Below are 14,102 nucleotides of genomic sequence, written 5' to 3'. Positions count from 1 at the left end.
TAGCGCTATTTTTTTATGAAAGGTGAAAAAATGATTAAAGGTGTTGTTCTTTCAATACTCGCATCATGCCTTTTTGGCTTACTTTACTACTATCCGGTTTTGCTACAGCCTCTTCCTGTGGTTGACATCTTTTGCTGGCGTTTATTAACCTCGTTTCCAGCCATAGTAGTGTTAGTCTTTATTGAACACCAGTGGCCTGCAATTGGAGCTCTATTTAAGCGTATTAGAGAGCAACCGATGATTTTAGCCGGATTGATATTTTCCTCCCTATTGTTAACTATTCAGATGTTAATTTTCATTTGGGCACCGCTTAATGGGCATGGATTATCGGCTTCTTTAGGTTATTTCTTATTACCATTAACCATGGTGATTTCAGGTCAGATTTTTTACCAGGAAAAACTCAGCTTTTTGCAAAAAATTGCTGTTTGCCTTGCTGCTATCGGCGTAGCCGTTGAAATCTATACCACAGGCGCATTTTCGTGGGAAACAGCAGTGGTTGCATTGGGTTACCCCATTTACTTTATTACACGCCGTAAATTGCAAATAGAAGGGATTTGTGGCACCTTTTCCGACTTCTTTTTTATATTTATTGGCTGCGTGATTTATTTCGCCTTTAATTACCCATTTAGCCAGATTGTGAGAGATATTACGCACTTTCACATTTTTATCCCAATGCTGGGGATCATTACTGCTATCGCTTTTGCTATGTACTTTTTAGCTAGACGACTATTACCTTTGGGATTATTTGGTTTGCTTGGATATGTTGAACCCGTTTTATTAACGCTTGTGTCAGTCCTATTTTTGCATGAATCGATCTCGGCACAACATATTATCTCTTACGGCTTTATTTGGTTGTCAGTATGTGTACTTGCGTTGGAGGGAACGATTTTTGTTTTGCGGGCAATAAAGCGTAAAAGAATTAAATAAAAAAGATAGCAACTAAAAAGGCACCCTAGCTGGTACCTTTTTTATTATCATGTTATTTACTAAATGTAACCGATTGACCATAACTTTCTATGATCTGTTGTATTCTGTCTAAGGTTTCTCGTGGTGGCGCCTCTACCCCTTCTAACTGATATTTATCCCCTATTGTATCCCATTTGTAAGCGCCCATTTTATGATAGGGTAATAACTCTACTCGCTCAATATTCTCCATACCTTGAATAAATTGCCCTAAAAGATGTGCTGAATTATCATCATCAGTCCACCCCGGAACGACCACATATCGTATCCATGTTCGCTTATTAATTTTTTGTAGATATTTAGCAAACTCGAGCACACGTTTATTAGGTACGCCAACTAGTTTCTGATGTATTTCATCATTGATTTGTTTAAGATCTAACATGACTAAGTCTGTCACTTCCATAAGTGCTTCAACTGTATGATCTAACTGTCTTGCATAACCATTGGTATCTAAGCATGTATGAATACCTTCTTGATGACAAGCTTTAAACCATTCAGTAATAAACTCAGATTGTAGTGTCGCTTCGCCGCCAGAAGCGGTTACGCCCCCGCCATTAGGCATAATAAAACTTTTGTAAGTAACGATCTCTTTCATCAGTTCGTCAACAGTGACTTCACGGCCAGCTTTTAAATCCCAGGTATCTCGGTTGTGGCAGTATAAGCAACGCATCAAGCAACCCTGAAAAAAAACAATGAAACGTATACCCGGCCCATCTACAGTACCAAATGACTCATAGGAGTGGATGCGACCTTTGATTGGTTGCTTTGTTGTCATAATAATATTTTGTTCCATAAAAGTTCTCTAGTAATTGCTCATATTACTTTTTTTATCGTTTTAGGTATTTTAACTCATATGATACTTTCTTACACCAATTGTATTAATCGGATAATCGCTTATTAAAACCAATGATGAAAATAACGCTCAATATCGGTTAAAAAACGCTATTTTTTTATAGCGTTGTTATGGTGTTTGCAAAGCTTAAGCTTATGCTGATAAAAAAATAGCGCCTTAATGAGGCGCTATTTCAAGTCAGTATCAGTTAACTAAATTACATTGACTGAGTAAAAGTACGTGTAATAACGTCTTTTTGTTGTTCTTTAGTTAATGAGTTAAAACGTACTGCATATCCAGAAACACGAATAGTTAATTGTGGATATTTTTCAGGATGTTCCATTGCATCTAATAATGTTTCACGGTTTAAAACGTTAACATTTAAGTGCTGACCACCTTCAACAGTTGCTTCGTGGTGGAAGTAACCATCCATTAAACCAGCTAAGTTACGTTTACGTGCACTATCATCTTTACCTAACGCATTTGGTACGATAGAGAATGTATAAGAAATACCGTCTTTAGCATAAGCAAATGGTAGTTTAGCAACAGATGTTAATGAAGCAACCGCACCTTTTTGGTCACGTCCGTGCATTGGGTTAGCACCTGGTCCAAATGGTGCACCAGCACGACGACCGTCTGGAGTGTTACCTGTTTTCTTACCATAAACAACGTTTGAAGTAATGGTTAAAACAGATTGTGTAGGAATTGCATTACGATAAGTTTTAAGTTTTTGGATTTTCTTCATGAAACGTTCAACTAAATCAACTGCGATATCGTCTACACGTGGATCATTGTTACCGAATTGTGGGTATTCACCTTCGATTTCAAAATCTACAGCTAAACCGTCTTCATCACGAATTGTTTTCACTTTTGCATATTTAATAGCAGATAATGAGTCAGCAGCAACCGATAGACCAGCAATACCACATGCCATTGTACGAATAACGTCACGATCGTGTAGTGCCATTAATGATGCTTCGTAGCTGTATTTGTCATGCATATAGTGAATTGCATTTAGTGCAGTTACGTATTGTTTTGCTAACCAATCCATAAAGTGATCTAAACGAGCAAATACTTTGTCAAAATCAAGGTATTCGTCAGTGATTGGATCTTCTTTTGGTCCAACTTGCATTTTAAGTTTTTCGTCCACACCGCCATTGATTGCGTATAGAAGAGTTTTAGCAAGGTTGGCACGTGCGCCGAAGAATTGCATTTGTTTACCAACAATCATCGGGCTTACACAACATGCGATTGCATAGTCATCGTTATTAAAGTCAGGACGCATTAAATCATCATTTTCATATTGTAATGATGAGGTATCAATAGATACTTTAGATGCGAACTCTTTAAATCCACTTGGTAACTGTTCTGACCAAAGAATAGTCATGTTAGGCTCAGGTGAAGGACCCATTGTATATAGTGTATTTAAGAAACGGAATGAAGTTTTAGTAACTAAAGTACGTCCGTCAACACCCATACCTGCGATTGATTCAGTTGCCCAAATTGGGTCACCAGAGAATAATTCATCATATTCAGGCGTACGTAAGAAACGAACCATACGTAATTTCATAACGAAATGGTCAACAATTTCTTGAGCGTCTTGTTCAGTAATTAAGCCTGCTTCAAGGTCACGTTGGAAGTAGATATCAAAGAATGTAGAAGTACGACCAAGAGACATTGCCGCACCGTTTTGAGATTTAACTGCCGCTAAGTAACCGAAGTATGTCCATTGCACCGCTTCTTGAGCTGTTTTAGCTGGACCAGAGATGTCGTAGCCATATTTAGCTGCCATTTCTTTGATTTGACCAAGAGCACGATGTTGTTCAGCGATTTCTTCACGACGTTGCATAGTCATAGCTAAGTCAACACCATTTTCGAAATCAGCTTGTAGTGAGTTGAATTGTGCAAATTTATCTTGCATTAAAAAGTCGATACCGTAAAGCGCAACACGACGGTAGTCACCAATGATACGACCACGACCATAAGCATCTGGAAGACCAGTGATAACACCTGATTTACGACAACGAAGGATATCCGGAGTATAGATGTCAAACACACCTTGGTTATGTGTTTTACGATAGTCAGTAAAGATTTTTTTGACTAATGGATCAAGCGTTCTGTTGTATGCTTTACAAGAATTCTCGATCATTTTGATTCCACCAAACGGGATAATCGCACGTTTTAATGGTTTTTCAGTTTGTAAGCCAACAATCTTTTCTAAATCTTTTTCAATGTAACCTGCATCATGAGCAGTAATTGTCGAAATAACACTTGTATCAAAATCCACAGGAGCATGGGTAGCATTTTCAACTTTAATGCCTTCCATTACCTTAGCCCATAACTTAGTTGTCGCATCCGTTGCGCCCGCTAAGAAAGACTCATCACCTTCATATGGCGTGTAGTTCTTTTGAATGAAATCGCGGACATTAACATTATTTTGCCAATCACCATCTTTAAATCCTTTCCAAGCAGTTGCTTGTACTTCGTTTAAATTACTCATAGTTTTTCACCTCAGGTTTACAAAAATATCTATCTACTCATACATAAGGGCAGATATTATAAAATCAATGTGGCTTACGTAAATATAAAGCCCAATAAGGTAGCGCTACTGCTAAACCACCCAAAATATTCCCGATTGTCACAGGAATTAAATTATTCAATATAAAATGCTCAACTGTTAATTCTTTAAACGCATCGGGTGAAACGCCAACTGCCGTCCAAAACTCAGGAGAAGCAAAATTATTAATCACAATACCCATAGGGATCATAAACATATTGGCAATACTATGTTCAAAACCACTTGCAACAAACATCGCCACCGGTAATACCATGATTAACATCTTATCTAATAAACTGCGACCAGCATAGCTCATCCAAGCCGCTAAACACACCATTAAATTAGCAAGTAAGCCCAGAAATACGGCCTCAACAAATGTGTGATGTAATTTATGATCAGCGGTCTGTAGTACATTCAAGCCCCACAATCCATTAGCTACCATATACTGTCCGGAAAACCAGATAACTGCAACAAACAGTATAGCACCAATAAAGTTACCAATATACACAAAAATCCAATTGCGTATCATTTTAAACCAACTGACTTTGCGCGTCATTCTCGGCAAAATTGTCAGTACGGTAGAAGTAAAAAGATCAGCGCCACAACAAACAACAAGCATCAGTCCTAACGAGAAACAGATACCACCAACCAATTTTGCTAAACCAAAAGCAACGGTTGCCGTTCCGGTTGTAACAGTGATATAAAAAACAAAAGCGATTGAAATGAAAACACCGGCAATGATGGCTGAAAGAATTGTGCTACTAGGGTGTTTATTTACTTTGTAATTGCCAATCTCTTCGGCAATTTGGGTCATTTGTGCGGGAGATAACGAGTCCACAAGCTTATCATTACTCAAGTTGACATCCTCAAAAAAACTAGGGTTTTATGAGACGCATAGTATACTCAAAATTTGAAGCAGATCACGTTTTTTTTGTTAAAAAACTTTAAAACTTAAAAAAACATTGTGAGAGCGAAAATCAAGGCTCAACCGCATAACCACCTTATCTAACCATGATTAGGGAAGATAAAATGGCTTACGGCGATTACTAGCAAAGATTATCTATTGTCGAGTATCTTACTGACTTTTATTAAATAGTTACGTGACTCTTGAGATACGTGCGATGTTACCAGTTTTCGATACACTTGTTGTGGGGTCATTGAGTTAATTATATTAATAGCCTCATTACGATCACTTGAGAAAGTTCTTAATACACTTCCTGCACCACCATTGTAAGATGTGATCATGGCATATCTTAATGAGATAGGATTATTAATACCGGCTAAATATTTCGTTTTCAGCAATGACAAATAAGCTGTTCCCATATCAACATTATTACGAGGGTCAAGTAAATATTGTCGGCTCGGTTCACCCGATTTACCCCGTAACTTGAAGATATCACGACCAGCGGTATGTTGTTGAACTTGCATAAGCCCTAGCGCATCAGTTCGACTTACCGCAAATGGGTTAAATGCTGATTCAACTTCCATAATAGCTAAAATTAATCGCTCATCAATTAAGTAGCGGTTAGAAGCTTGAGTGACAAGCGGTAGGAATTTTCGAGCACGTTGGTTGATATGGTTGGGAACGAGTTTAATTTCAACGTAAGTGATTCTATGTGAACCGGAGTTACGGGTTTTCATGTTATTGCTTATCAGATAATCAGCAAAACTATTGGCTCGCCCGCTCCAACGTATTGGTTGGCGATCTTGGTCTAATACCTGATTATATAAAAAGGGTTCTTCTGATAAATCTTGGCTAACTTTATCTCGTCGAATAATCTCGACCGGTTCAGGCATCAATAGTGTTGAGACAATTGCCTCTTTTAAATTAATTTCCGGCGTATCGGATAACGTTTCAATGGTAATAACGCCGGAAACAAAGTTAATATGCACCCGTGTTCTTAAATTATCTTCATATTGCACATAATCTTTGGGCCCGGCAATAAGCACTTCTTTTGGTCCCCAAATCTGTTCTATATTATTCGCATATTGACTTATTAAGATATTAAATGCATTGGTATCTTTAACATAATAATCTTCATCTTCTTTCTTTGAATTAGGACCGGGACAAGCGGTTAAAAGACTTACTGTTACCAGCAGTGTAATAATTTTTATTTTATTTTTCATGTTAGCTCTCAATGTTCTGGTTTATACCCATCAATAACGACATCTTCACCTTCAAATAAAAACTTAACCATTTCAGATTCAATTTTTTTACGATGCTCAGCATTCATCATATTAAGTTTGTTTTCGTTAATTAACATTGTTTGTTTTTTAAGCCATTCTTGCCAAGCTGTTTTGGAAATCTCATTGTAGATACGTTTACCAAGCTCACCAGGATAGAGCTGAAAGTCTAAGCCTTCGGCATCTTTTTTTAAATAATGACAATAAATAATACGACTCATATTTAATCCTGTTTTAGAAACTATTATTTGTTAAGCGCTGATTATAACCGAAAATAAATCGAGAAAAGAATAAAATTATTTAATATCTCAATTTATACCGAATCGTTACATAAATGAATTTTAATTCAAAATAAATGAATAAATATTTACTTTACACCCTTATAAAAAGGCATAAAATAGAATAAAAAGGCTTAAAACAGAATATAAGGACTGAATAATGCAATCCAATGTGACTCGAGAATTATTTGATAAAGTGATATTACCCGTTTATGCTCCTGCTCAATTTATTCCGGTAAAAGGAAGTGGTAGTCGTGTTTGGGATCAAAATGGCGAAGAGTATATTGATTTTGCCGGTGGCATTGCAGTTAACGCTTTGGGGCACTGTCATCCACGATTGATTAAAGCTCTACAACAACAAAGTGAAAAGTTATGGCATGTTAGCAATGTGTTTACTAACGAACCGGCTTTAAGTTTAGCCAAAAAGCTTATCGATAATACCTTTGCTGATCGTGTTTTTTTTGCTAACTCAGGTGCCGAAGCCAATGAAGCAGCTTTCAAATTGGCTCGTTATTATGCCACGCAAAAATACAGTCCTTATAAAACCAAAATCATCGCTTTCAATCAGTCTTTTCATGGGCGAACTTTTTTTACTGTTTCAGTCGGTGGGCAGGCTAAATATTCCGACGGTTTTGGACCCAAACCGGCAGATATTATCCATGTACCTTTTAATGATCTTGATGCAGTTAAAGCGGTTATGGATGATCATACTTGTGCAGTTGTACTGGAACCGGTACAAGGTGAAGGAGGTTTAAGTTCAGCAACAACTGAATTTTTAACCGGCGTTCGAGCGTTATGCGATGAATATAAAGCGCTACTGGTATTTGATGAAGTGCAGTGCGGAATGGGACGAACCGGCAGCTTGTATACCTATCAACAATATGGCGTTATACCCGATATCTTAACTTCTGCAAAAGCATTAGGTGGCGGTTTTCCGATAAGTGCGATGTTAACAACCGAAGATATTGCATCAGTTATGCATCCGGGTGTACATGGCACCACTTATGGCGGAAATCCTTTAGCTTGCGCTGTGGGCTGTGAAGCGTTTGATATTATCAACTCACCAGAAGTACTTGCAGGTGTAGAAAAGCGTCGAGCAATATTTATTGAGCATCTTGAAAATATAAATCAACAATTTAACGTATTTAGGGAGTATCGTGGCAAAGGTCTATTATTAGGTGCTTACTTACAACCTGAATATCACAGTAAAGCCCGCGACTTTTTAAATGCCGCAGCTGAATGTAAAGTAATGATTTTAAATGCTGGCCCGGATGTATTGCGTTTTACACCGTCTTTAATTATCAGTGAAAACGAAATTCAAGCCGGAATGGAACGCTTGTCAAAAGCAGTCGAAAAAGTTGTCAATTCCTAAGTTTTTCTATACAGTAACGGCATTTTAAGTGATTAAGTGCCGTTAATGCACTTAAAGGACATTTTTTATGACCGACATTCGACCATTAAACTATGCTAAAACGCATTTTATTTTAAGTGCACCCGATATTTCACATTTACCAATTGATAGTGGCGTTGAAGTTGCCTTTGCCGGCAGATCTAATGCCGGTAAATCAAGTGCACTTAACACATTAACCAATCAAAAATCTTTAGCAAGAACCAGTAAAACACCGGGACGAACGCAACTTATTAACCTATTTGAAGTGGAAGAAAATTGTCGTTTAGTCGATTTACCGGGCTATGGTTATGCACAAGTTCCGGAAGCGATTAAACGCAAATGGCAAAAATCATTAGGCGAATATCTGCAAAAACGAGAAAGTTTAAAAGGCTTAATTGTATTAATGGATGTTCGGCATCCGCTTAAAGATCTCGACCAACAAATGATTGAGTGGGCTGTATCAGTTGATATTCCTGTTATGCTACTGTTAACTAAAGCCGATAAACTTGCTTCAGGCGCATTAAAAAAACAGGTTAACATGGTTAAAGAAGCTATCTTACCTTTTCAAGGTGATATTACTGTTGCACCGTTTTCATCGCCAAAACGTATCGGTTTAGAGCCTTTGAAACAGAAATTAGACCAATGGTTCAGCCAACAATAAAGGAACGTTAAAATGGATAGTTCAGCCTTTTCATTTCAATCATTATCACCCGACGTTATTTTTGCTAGTTTGGCAACCGTTGGTATTCGGGTTGATTCCGGGCTGACTGCTTTAAATAGTTATGAAAATCGTGTCTATCAATTTTCTGATGAGGATCGCATACGATATGTCGCCAAATACTATCGCCCCTATCGTTGGAATCAGGCACAAATTCTTGAAGAGCATCAATTTACTAAGCAACTATCAGAAGCTAATATTCCTGTCGCTGCACCATTAACCTTTAATGGTCAGACTTTGCATGAATATGAAGGCTACCTATTTGCTCTGTTCCCAAGTGTAGGAGGACGGCAATATGAAAGTGATAATATCGAGCAAATGGAATCGGTAGCCACTTTGCTGGGACGTATTCATCAAATTGGTGCAAAACAACCTTTTATTTATCGCCCCACAATTGGACTGGAAGAATATCTTTATCAGCCTAAAGAAGTTTTGTTAACCTCTAATTTGATCCCTAAGAAAATCCATGACGAACTCAAGACCAGTTTAACCCACTTAATACAGATTGTTGAGCAGCATTGGCATACCGATTGGCAACCAATTCGCCTTCATGCTGATTGCCATGCGGGTAATATATTATGGCGTGATAGTGCCATGTTTGTCGATTTTGATGATGCACGTAATGGACCAGCGATTCAAGATATTTGGATGTTACTCAATGGCGATCGAAAAGCGCAACAATTGCAACTTGATAGCATTCTTGAATGCTATCAAGAGTTTTATCATTTTGATATAAACCAACTGAGTTTAATTGAACCACTTAGAGCAATGAGAATGGTGCACTACCTAGCTTGGATAGTTCAGCGTTGGCAAGACAGAGCTTTTCCAATCGCATTTCCTTGGATACTCGATGCTGATTTTTGGTATCAGCAATTAGCTGAATTTAATCGGCAAAGTCAAGCCATTAAAGCACCACCGCTACAATTGATGTCAATGTTTTAAATTGAGCAGTATCAAGAATCAATCACGCCAAATAACCTCTATCGCAAATCGGGACAATGGTATCATTCAATATTCAGCAAGAGAGCAAATCATCGATTGATTAAGGTTAATAAATTCACTAAGTCGGGGGCATTTGCCACCAGTTGCTCTTTTTTCTGTTTTGAAAGCTGTTTTATACGATACTCAAGTTTCAATGCGGTTGATCTGTCACCGACACTGATTTGATAAACAACGGTTAAACTATGATGCCCTTTAAGGTGTTTAGCACCTTTACCATTTTGATGCTGGCGTAAACGCCTGGCGACATCAGTTGTGATACCGGTATATAAAGAGTGTTTAGCCGTTCTGATAATATACAAAAACCAAATAGCAGAATGATAACCCATAACCAAATTTAAAATGCAGATGTAATTTAGATGGATATAATACGCGGTTTAACCAATTTAATCAGTAAAGTCCCGTTCAATTATTAGAGATGATTGGTTTGATTAATCGATGTCAACGTAAAATAACCACACGAGTCAATATCATCTTGTTTATAATTAATAATGCTAATGCTGGTATTTGCTAAAATTTCTGTATTTTGTAAATGTTCTTGCCAATTTCCACCCGTAAGAACATAAATCAGTTGTCTTAACAATGAACCATGCGAAACAATTAAAATATTTCCATGATGATTTTCAGTTATGATATCGTCAATTGCCTGTATGGAACGCATAAATACACTTCTAAAATCTTCTCCTTGATTGTCAGCTATTGAATATTTTTGGGCATCAGTTTGTAAATAGATAAAGTTTGGGTCAGCATAATAATCGGGCACAAATTTACCCTCCCATTGACCAAAATCAATCTCTTTTAATCCTTCATGCAAATTTAAGGAAATATCTCGGTTATTAATAATAAGCTTTGCAGTATCAACAGCCCTCTTTTGTGGGCTTACGTAAGCGTTAACAAAATTCACCTTGTCTACTGCTTTAGCAGTTAATTTTGCTTGATTAATACCATTTAAAGTGAGTTGAGAATCTGATGATCCTTGAAATAACTGTAATTGATTCCATTTTGTTTCACCATGGCGGACAAAATAAAGATTGATGTTTTTAAACATAAAGTTGATACCTTTCAATTTTTTGAAGTAGAGAAATATTTTTTGAGGCTGATTGATTTGATGACATAAATAAATAGTGAAAAATAGATCAAAAAATAAATCATATTGTTACCTGTACCGATTTGCAGTGAAGATAAATAGATAATCTCTACCGTTGTGGTAATTAAGCAAAGAAAAAAGTAAAAAGTGAGATAAATTGGCGTGTTCTGATTTTTTTTGATAATCAAATAAATTAACAGCGCAATACAGCACAGTATGACCAAGTAAAGCAGTGTTGAAAAAACATCTAATTGAGAATGAGCAAAATTCGAATATAAACCATAACTGATAGAATAAAAATTAACCAATAACACGACTAAAATCAGAATAATCGATACTTTTTTCATCTGTTCTACCTTATTAATACTAAATTTTGCTCATCTCATCATTGCCAATGATTGTGCTGTTTTAAACAAAGTAATTGGCTTGTTATAGTTCAGTTTTTATGACAACTTTTAATACTGATTGTTTAGGATCAGTCGATAAATCAATCGCTTCGCTTAATTTATCTAAAGGAAAAATGTGCGTTATCATTTCTTGAGTATTGAGCTTTTTCTTCTCAAGCAGATCTAACGCTTCCGGGAACTCATAAGGTGTCACCGAATAAGTGCCGATAATACTAATTTCATCCTTAAAGAAACGGCTGGCATCAATATTCACCATTTTATTTTTATCAAACCCGGAAAAGACAATGATTTTCCCCGCCCTTCTTACCAGATTAATTGCATCAGACACTAATGATGAAACCCCGGCAGCAATAACAATAACATCAACACCTTGCCCATGGGTGATTTTATTCACTTCTTCAAAAATATTTTTCTCTGCAATATTAATTGTATAATCACATCCTACTTTTAGTGCTGTTTGTAATTTAAATTCAGACATATCACTAATTATGACTTTATTTGCGCCTTTAATTTTGGCTAACTGCGCATGTAAGATGCCGATTGTTCCGGCGCCCATAATAAGTACACTATCATTAGGTCTAATATCTGCTTGCTTAAGACCATGCAAACAACAAGCAATAGGTTCAATTAAGGTAGCTTCTTCATCTGTAACACTATCGGAAACCTTATGGGTCAAATGCTTTAAATGTAATTCGGGAATACGAATAAATTGGGCAAAACCACCGGGATCGATATTATTTGTTCTAAATTGCTCACAAATTGTGTAATGTCCTTTATTACAATAGTGGCAAGTAAAACAAGGAACATGTATTGCGGTGATAACTCTATCGCCTAGCTCAAAACGATCAACGTTTTGGCCTTTTTTAACAATCTCACCGACTACTTCATGTCCTAGCACGGTAGGCTTATTAACACTATCGCCCCTAATTTTTTGAATATCGGTACCACACAAACCACAGGCGAGCATTTTTATCAATACTTCATTATCAGAAATATCAGGAATGGGAAGATCCTCTGTTCTTAAATCGTTTTGTTTATAACATACTGACGCTTTCATCTTTATTGTCCTTTTTACTTTGAAATTCTAAACGGTTTTTTAAATCAAAAAATGGCTGGTAATAGTGTTTAAAAACGGAATTGTAATAGTGATTTATTTGCAAATTGGGGATATACCGAACCATATAGTTATCACTCTGCTTATCTGAATTTTTATCAATATAGTGATTTTGATATCCGGCTAACATGACTGCGCCTTTGCAAACCGCTTCTTTGATATTACACGATATGATTTCTCGACCAAGAATGTCGGCTTTTAACTGCAACCACAGTGGATTTTTTGCCGCCGCACCGATTACCTTTATTATGGGGTGATAGCTTGCGGTTAATTGCTCAATAGTGGTCAAGGTATTTTTTAATTCAAAACACAATCCTTGAAAAACAGCCAATAATATATTTGATAAAGTGCTGTTTTCATCAAACCCATACCAAAGCCCTTTGGCATCAATATTACGCTTAGGTGGTCCACTTCCCCGCAAATGCGGAATAAAGATTGATAGATTTGCTTTGAGGTAAGGTAAATCGGTCAGTTTGCCAAGCAATGAATCGATTAATTGATTAAATTCATCATCACTCACCGAAAAAGATCGTTTAAACCACTCAATGCTATATCCCGCTGACGGAAGCGAAGCATAAAGCGTATATAAATCATCAATAACATATTGCCCATTTGATAGATGACTATCTAAAAAACCGTTGTCAAAATTGGCTTGATTACGTAATAACAGTAATCCTTCAGTGGTGCCGGTTGAGTTTAGAATTTCACCCGGTTTAAGTTCGGCTGCGATCGAACCACACATATGGTCATGACCACCAATTGAAACCATGATTGATTGACTACAATTGAGTTTTTGGGCCAACGCTGGTTTAAGTTTCGCAATATTTTTGCCGGATTGAACAAGATCGCAAAATAGATGATTGAGCGCAAAAGCTGACGCAATTTTTTGTGACCAACAATGATTTTTCAGATCATAAACCAGCGTTCTTGACGCAAGTGAAGGCTCTGCTCTTTTTACATCAGTCAATTTATAAGCAATATATTCGGCAATACATAACCATTTAACTTTATCGATATCCAAATTAATGTTTTTTCGAATCCATAAAATTTTAGTTAAACTATAGTTACTATGCACAGGAATACCGGTAATTGCATAAAGCTCATCATCGGTGAATTTTTGATTAATTTCTGCTACATTTTTCTTAGTTCTGGTGTCATACCAAGTGATTGCCGGGCCTACCACCTCACCTTTTTCATTAATCAGTACACCTGATTCACCTACGCTTGCAATAACGATATTTTTAACATTTTGCGCTTGAGAAGATGAACCAATAAGCGTAATGATAGCCTTTTCAAGCTGGTTATATAACGATGTAATATCAAAGTCCGATCCATATTCTGAAATCACTTTAGGGGTTTGAAAAGCAACGCTATCAACCAGTTTTAGTGAAGGCAATTCAAAAACACATAATTTACAATTTGTTGTCCCGATATCGATCCCAATCGAGTACATATTAACCTCCTTACTTACCCTTTCGCTCGATAGTTTTCAAGCAAATTGAGTGTACACCCACTATAAAATAACAAATTAATCATATGGTTAAATTTATTCATCTTGAAAAAAAGTGTAGCT

At 36.7% G+C, this 14,102-nt stretch carries 14 protein-coding genes; 4 read left to right on the top strand and 10 right to left on the bottom strand.

Annotated features, from left to right (window positions below; translation table 11 throughout):
• The first annotated feature begins 30 nt into the window (after positions 1 to 30).
• Positions 31 to 927 (top strand): EamA family transporter RarD, encoded by an 897-nt coding sequence (rarD, locus tag J3U37_RS01050; RefSeq protein WP_267372998.1) that lies wholly within the window; start codon positions 31 to 33, stop codon positions 925 to 927.
• A gap of 52 nt (positions 928 to 979) precedes the next feature.
• On the opposite strand, the gene pflA is transcribed toward rarD, so the two are convergent.
• The 5 genes from pflA to J3U37_RS01025 form a co-directional block, all read right to left on the bottom strand.
• On the bottom strand, positions 980 to 1,738 hold the full coding sequence (gene pflA, locus J3U37_RS01045) for a pyruvate formate lyase 1-activating protein (protein WP_267329950.1): 759 nt from the start codon (positions 1,736 to 1,738) through the stop codon (positions 980 to 982).
• A gap of 274 nt (positions 1,739 to 2,012) precedes the next feature.
• A complete protein-coding gene (pflB, locus tag J3U37_RS01040; RefSeq protein WP_220217985.1) occupies positions 2,013 to 4,295 on the bottom strand; it encodes a formate C-acetyltransferase in 2,283 nt (760 codons plus the stop codon).
• A gap of 64 nt (positions 4,296 to 4,359) precedes the next feature.
• Positions 4,360 to 5,208, bottom strand: coding sequence for a formate transporter FocA (gene focA, locus J3U37_RS01035; protein ID WP_267372997.1), 849 nt, complete (start codon positions 5,206 to 5,208; stop codon positions 4,360 to 4,362).
• A gap of 200 nt (positions 5,209 to 5,408) precedes the next feature.
• A complete protein-coding gene (gene mltC / locus J3U37_RS01030; RefSeq protein WP_220217987.1) occupies positions 5,409 to 6,479 on the bottom strand; it encodes a membrane-bound lytic murein transglycosylase MltC in 1,071 nt (356 codons plus the stop codon).
• Between the two features lie 8 nt (positions 6,480 to 6,487).
• Positions 6,488 to 6,757, bottom strand: coding sequence for an oxidative damage protection protein (locus J3U37_RS01025; RefSeq protein ID WP_220217988.1), 270 nt, complete (start codon positions 6,755 to 6,757; stop codon positions 6,488 to 6,490).
• Between the two features lie 217 nt (positions 6,758 to 6,974).
• Here J3U37_RS01025 and argD point away from each other — a divergent pair, with 217 nt between their 5' ends.
• From argD to J3U37_RS01010, 3 genes are all read left to right on the top strand, one after another.
• A complete protein-coding gene (argD, locus tag J3U37_RS01020) occupies positions 6,975 to 8,186 on the top strand; it encodes a bifunctional acetylornithine/succinyldiaminopimelate transaminase (RefSeq protein ID WP_267329949.1) in 1,212 nt (403 codons plus the stop codon).
• A gap of 67 nt (positions 8,187 to 8,253) precedes the next feature.
• Entirely contained in the window at positions 8,254 to 8,865 is a 612-nt protein-coding gene (gene yihA, locus J3U37_RS01015) for a ribosome biogenesis GTP-binding protein YihA/YsxC (RefSeq protein WP_065562307.1), read from the top strand.
• A gap of 12 nt (positions 8,866 to 8,877) precedes the next feature.
• Complete coding sequence (locus J3U37_RS01010; protein WP_267372996.1) at positions 8,878 to 9,864, top strand: serine/threonine protein kinase; 987 nt, start codon at positions 8,878 to 8,880, stop codon at positions 9,862 to 9,864.
• 89 nt (positions 9,865 to 9,953) lie between these two features.
• On the opposite strand, the gene J3U37_RS01005 is transcribed toward J3U37_RS01010, so the two are convergent.
• From J3U37_RS01005 to J3U37_RS00985, 5 genes are all read right to left on the bottom strand, one after another.
• Positions 9,954 to 10,250: a GIY-YIG nuclease family protein gene (locus tag J3U37_RS01005; protein ID WP_267372995.1), complete on the bottom strand. Its 297-nt coding sequence runs from the start codon at positions 10,248 to 10,250 to the stop codon at positions 9,954 to 9,956.
• A gap of 83 nt (positions 10,251 to 10,333) precedes the next feature.
• Entirely contained in the window at positions 10,334 to 10,969 is a 636-nt protein-coding gene (locus J3U37_RS01000) for a histidine phosphatase family protein (protein ID WP_267329946.1), read from the bottom strand.
• 14 nt (positions 10,970 to 10,983) lie between these two features.
• Complete coding sequence (locus J3U37_RS00995; RefSeq protein WP_267372994.1) at positions 10,984 to 11,355, bottom strand: hypothetical protein; 372 nt, start codon at positions 11,353 to 11,355, stop codon at positions 10,984 to 10,986.
• A gap of 82 nt (positions 11,356 to 11,437) precedes the next feature.
• The gene (locus tag J3U37_RS00990) at positions 11,438 to 12,472 is read right to left on the bottom strand and encodes a zinc-dependent dehydrogenase (RefSeq protein ID WP_267372993.1); all 1,035 of its coding nucleotides are present in this window, start codon (positions 12,470 to 12,472) and stop codon (positions 11,438 to 11,440) included.
• Positions 12,450 to 13,982 (bottom strand): FGGY-family carbohydrate kinase, encoded by a 1,533-nt coding sequence (locus J3U37_RS00985; RefSeq protein ID WP_267372992.1) that lies wholly within the window; start codon positions 13,980 to 13,982, stop codon positions 12,450 to 12,452. Before J3U37_RS00985 ends, J3U37_RS00990 begins: the two co-directional genes overlap by 23 nt.
• Positions 13,983 to 14,102: the final 120 nt, after the last annotated feature.

Origin of the sequence: Gilliamella sp. B3172 (assembly GCF_026536465.1) — a bacterium.
In the GTDB taxonomy this organism is placed as follows: domain Bacteria; phylum Pseudomonadota; class Gammaproteobacteria; order Enterobacterales; family Orbaceae; genus Gilliamella.
The sequence above is the reverse complement of the archived record's forward strand: the minus strand, read 5'-3'. Positions and strand labels throughout refer to the sequence as shown.

Excerpts from the sequence above, each read along its gene's own strand:
- J3U37_RS01025 (WP_220217988.1), bottom strand. The coding sequence starts at position 6,757 with ATGAGTCGTATTATTTATTGTCATTATTTAAAAAAAGATGCCGAAGGC.
- yihA (WP_065562307.1), top strand. The coding sequence starts at position 8,254 with ATGACCGACATTCGACCATTAAACTATGCTAAAACGCATTTTATTTTA.
- J3U37_RS00990 (WP_267372993.1), bottom strand. The coding sequence starts at position 12,472 with ATGAAAGCGTCAGTATGTTATAAACAAAACGATTTAAGAACAGAGGAT.
- rarD (WP_267372998.1), top strand. The coding sequence starts at position 31 with ATGATTAAAGGTGTTGTTCTTTCAATACTCGCATCATGCCTTTTTGGC.
- J3U37_RS01005 (WP_267372995.1), bottom strand. The coding sequence starts at position 10,250 with ATGGGTTATCATTCTGCTATTTGGTTTTTGTATATTATCAGAACGGCT.
- J3U37_RS01010 (WP_267372996.1), top strand. The coding sequence starts at position 8,878 with ATGGATAGTTCAGCCTTTTCATTTCAATCATTATCACCCGACGTTATT.
- pflB (WP_220217985.1), bottom strand. The coding sequence starts at position 4,295 with ATGAGTAATTTAAACGAAGTACAAGCAACTGCTTGGAAAGGATTTAAA.
- J3U37_RS00985 (WP_267372992.1), bottom strand. The coding sequence starts at position 13,982 with ATGTACTCGATTGGGATCGATATCGGGACAACAAATTGTAAATTATGT.
- J3U37_RS00995 (WP_267372994.1), bottom strand. The coding sequence starts at position 11,355 with ATGAAAAAAGTATCGATTATTCTGATTTTAGTCGTGTTATTGGTTAAT.
- argD (WP_267329949.1), top strand. The coding sequence starts at position 6,975 with ATGCAATCCAATGTGACTCGAGAATTATTTGATAAAGTGATATTACCC.
- pflA (WP_267329950.1), bottom strand. The coding sequence starts at position 1,738 with ATGACAACAAAGCAACCAATCAAAGGTCGCATCCACTCCTATGAGTCA.
- J3U37_RS01000 (WP_267329946.1), bottom strand. The coding sequence starts at position 10,969 with ATGTTTAAAAACATCAATCTTTATTTTGTCCGCCATGGTGAAACAAAA.
- mltC (WP_220217987.1), bottom strand. The coding sequence starts at position 6,479 with ATGAAAAATAAAATAAAAATTATTACACTGCTGGTAACAGTAAGTCTT.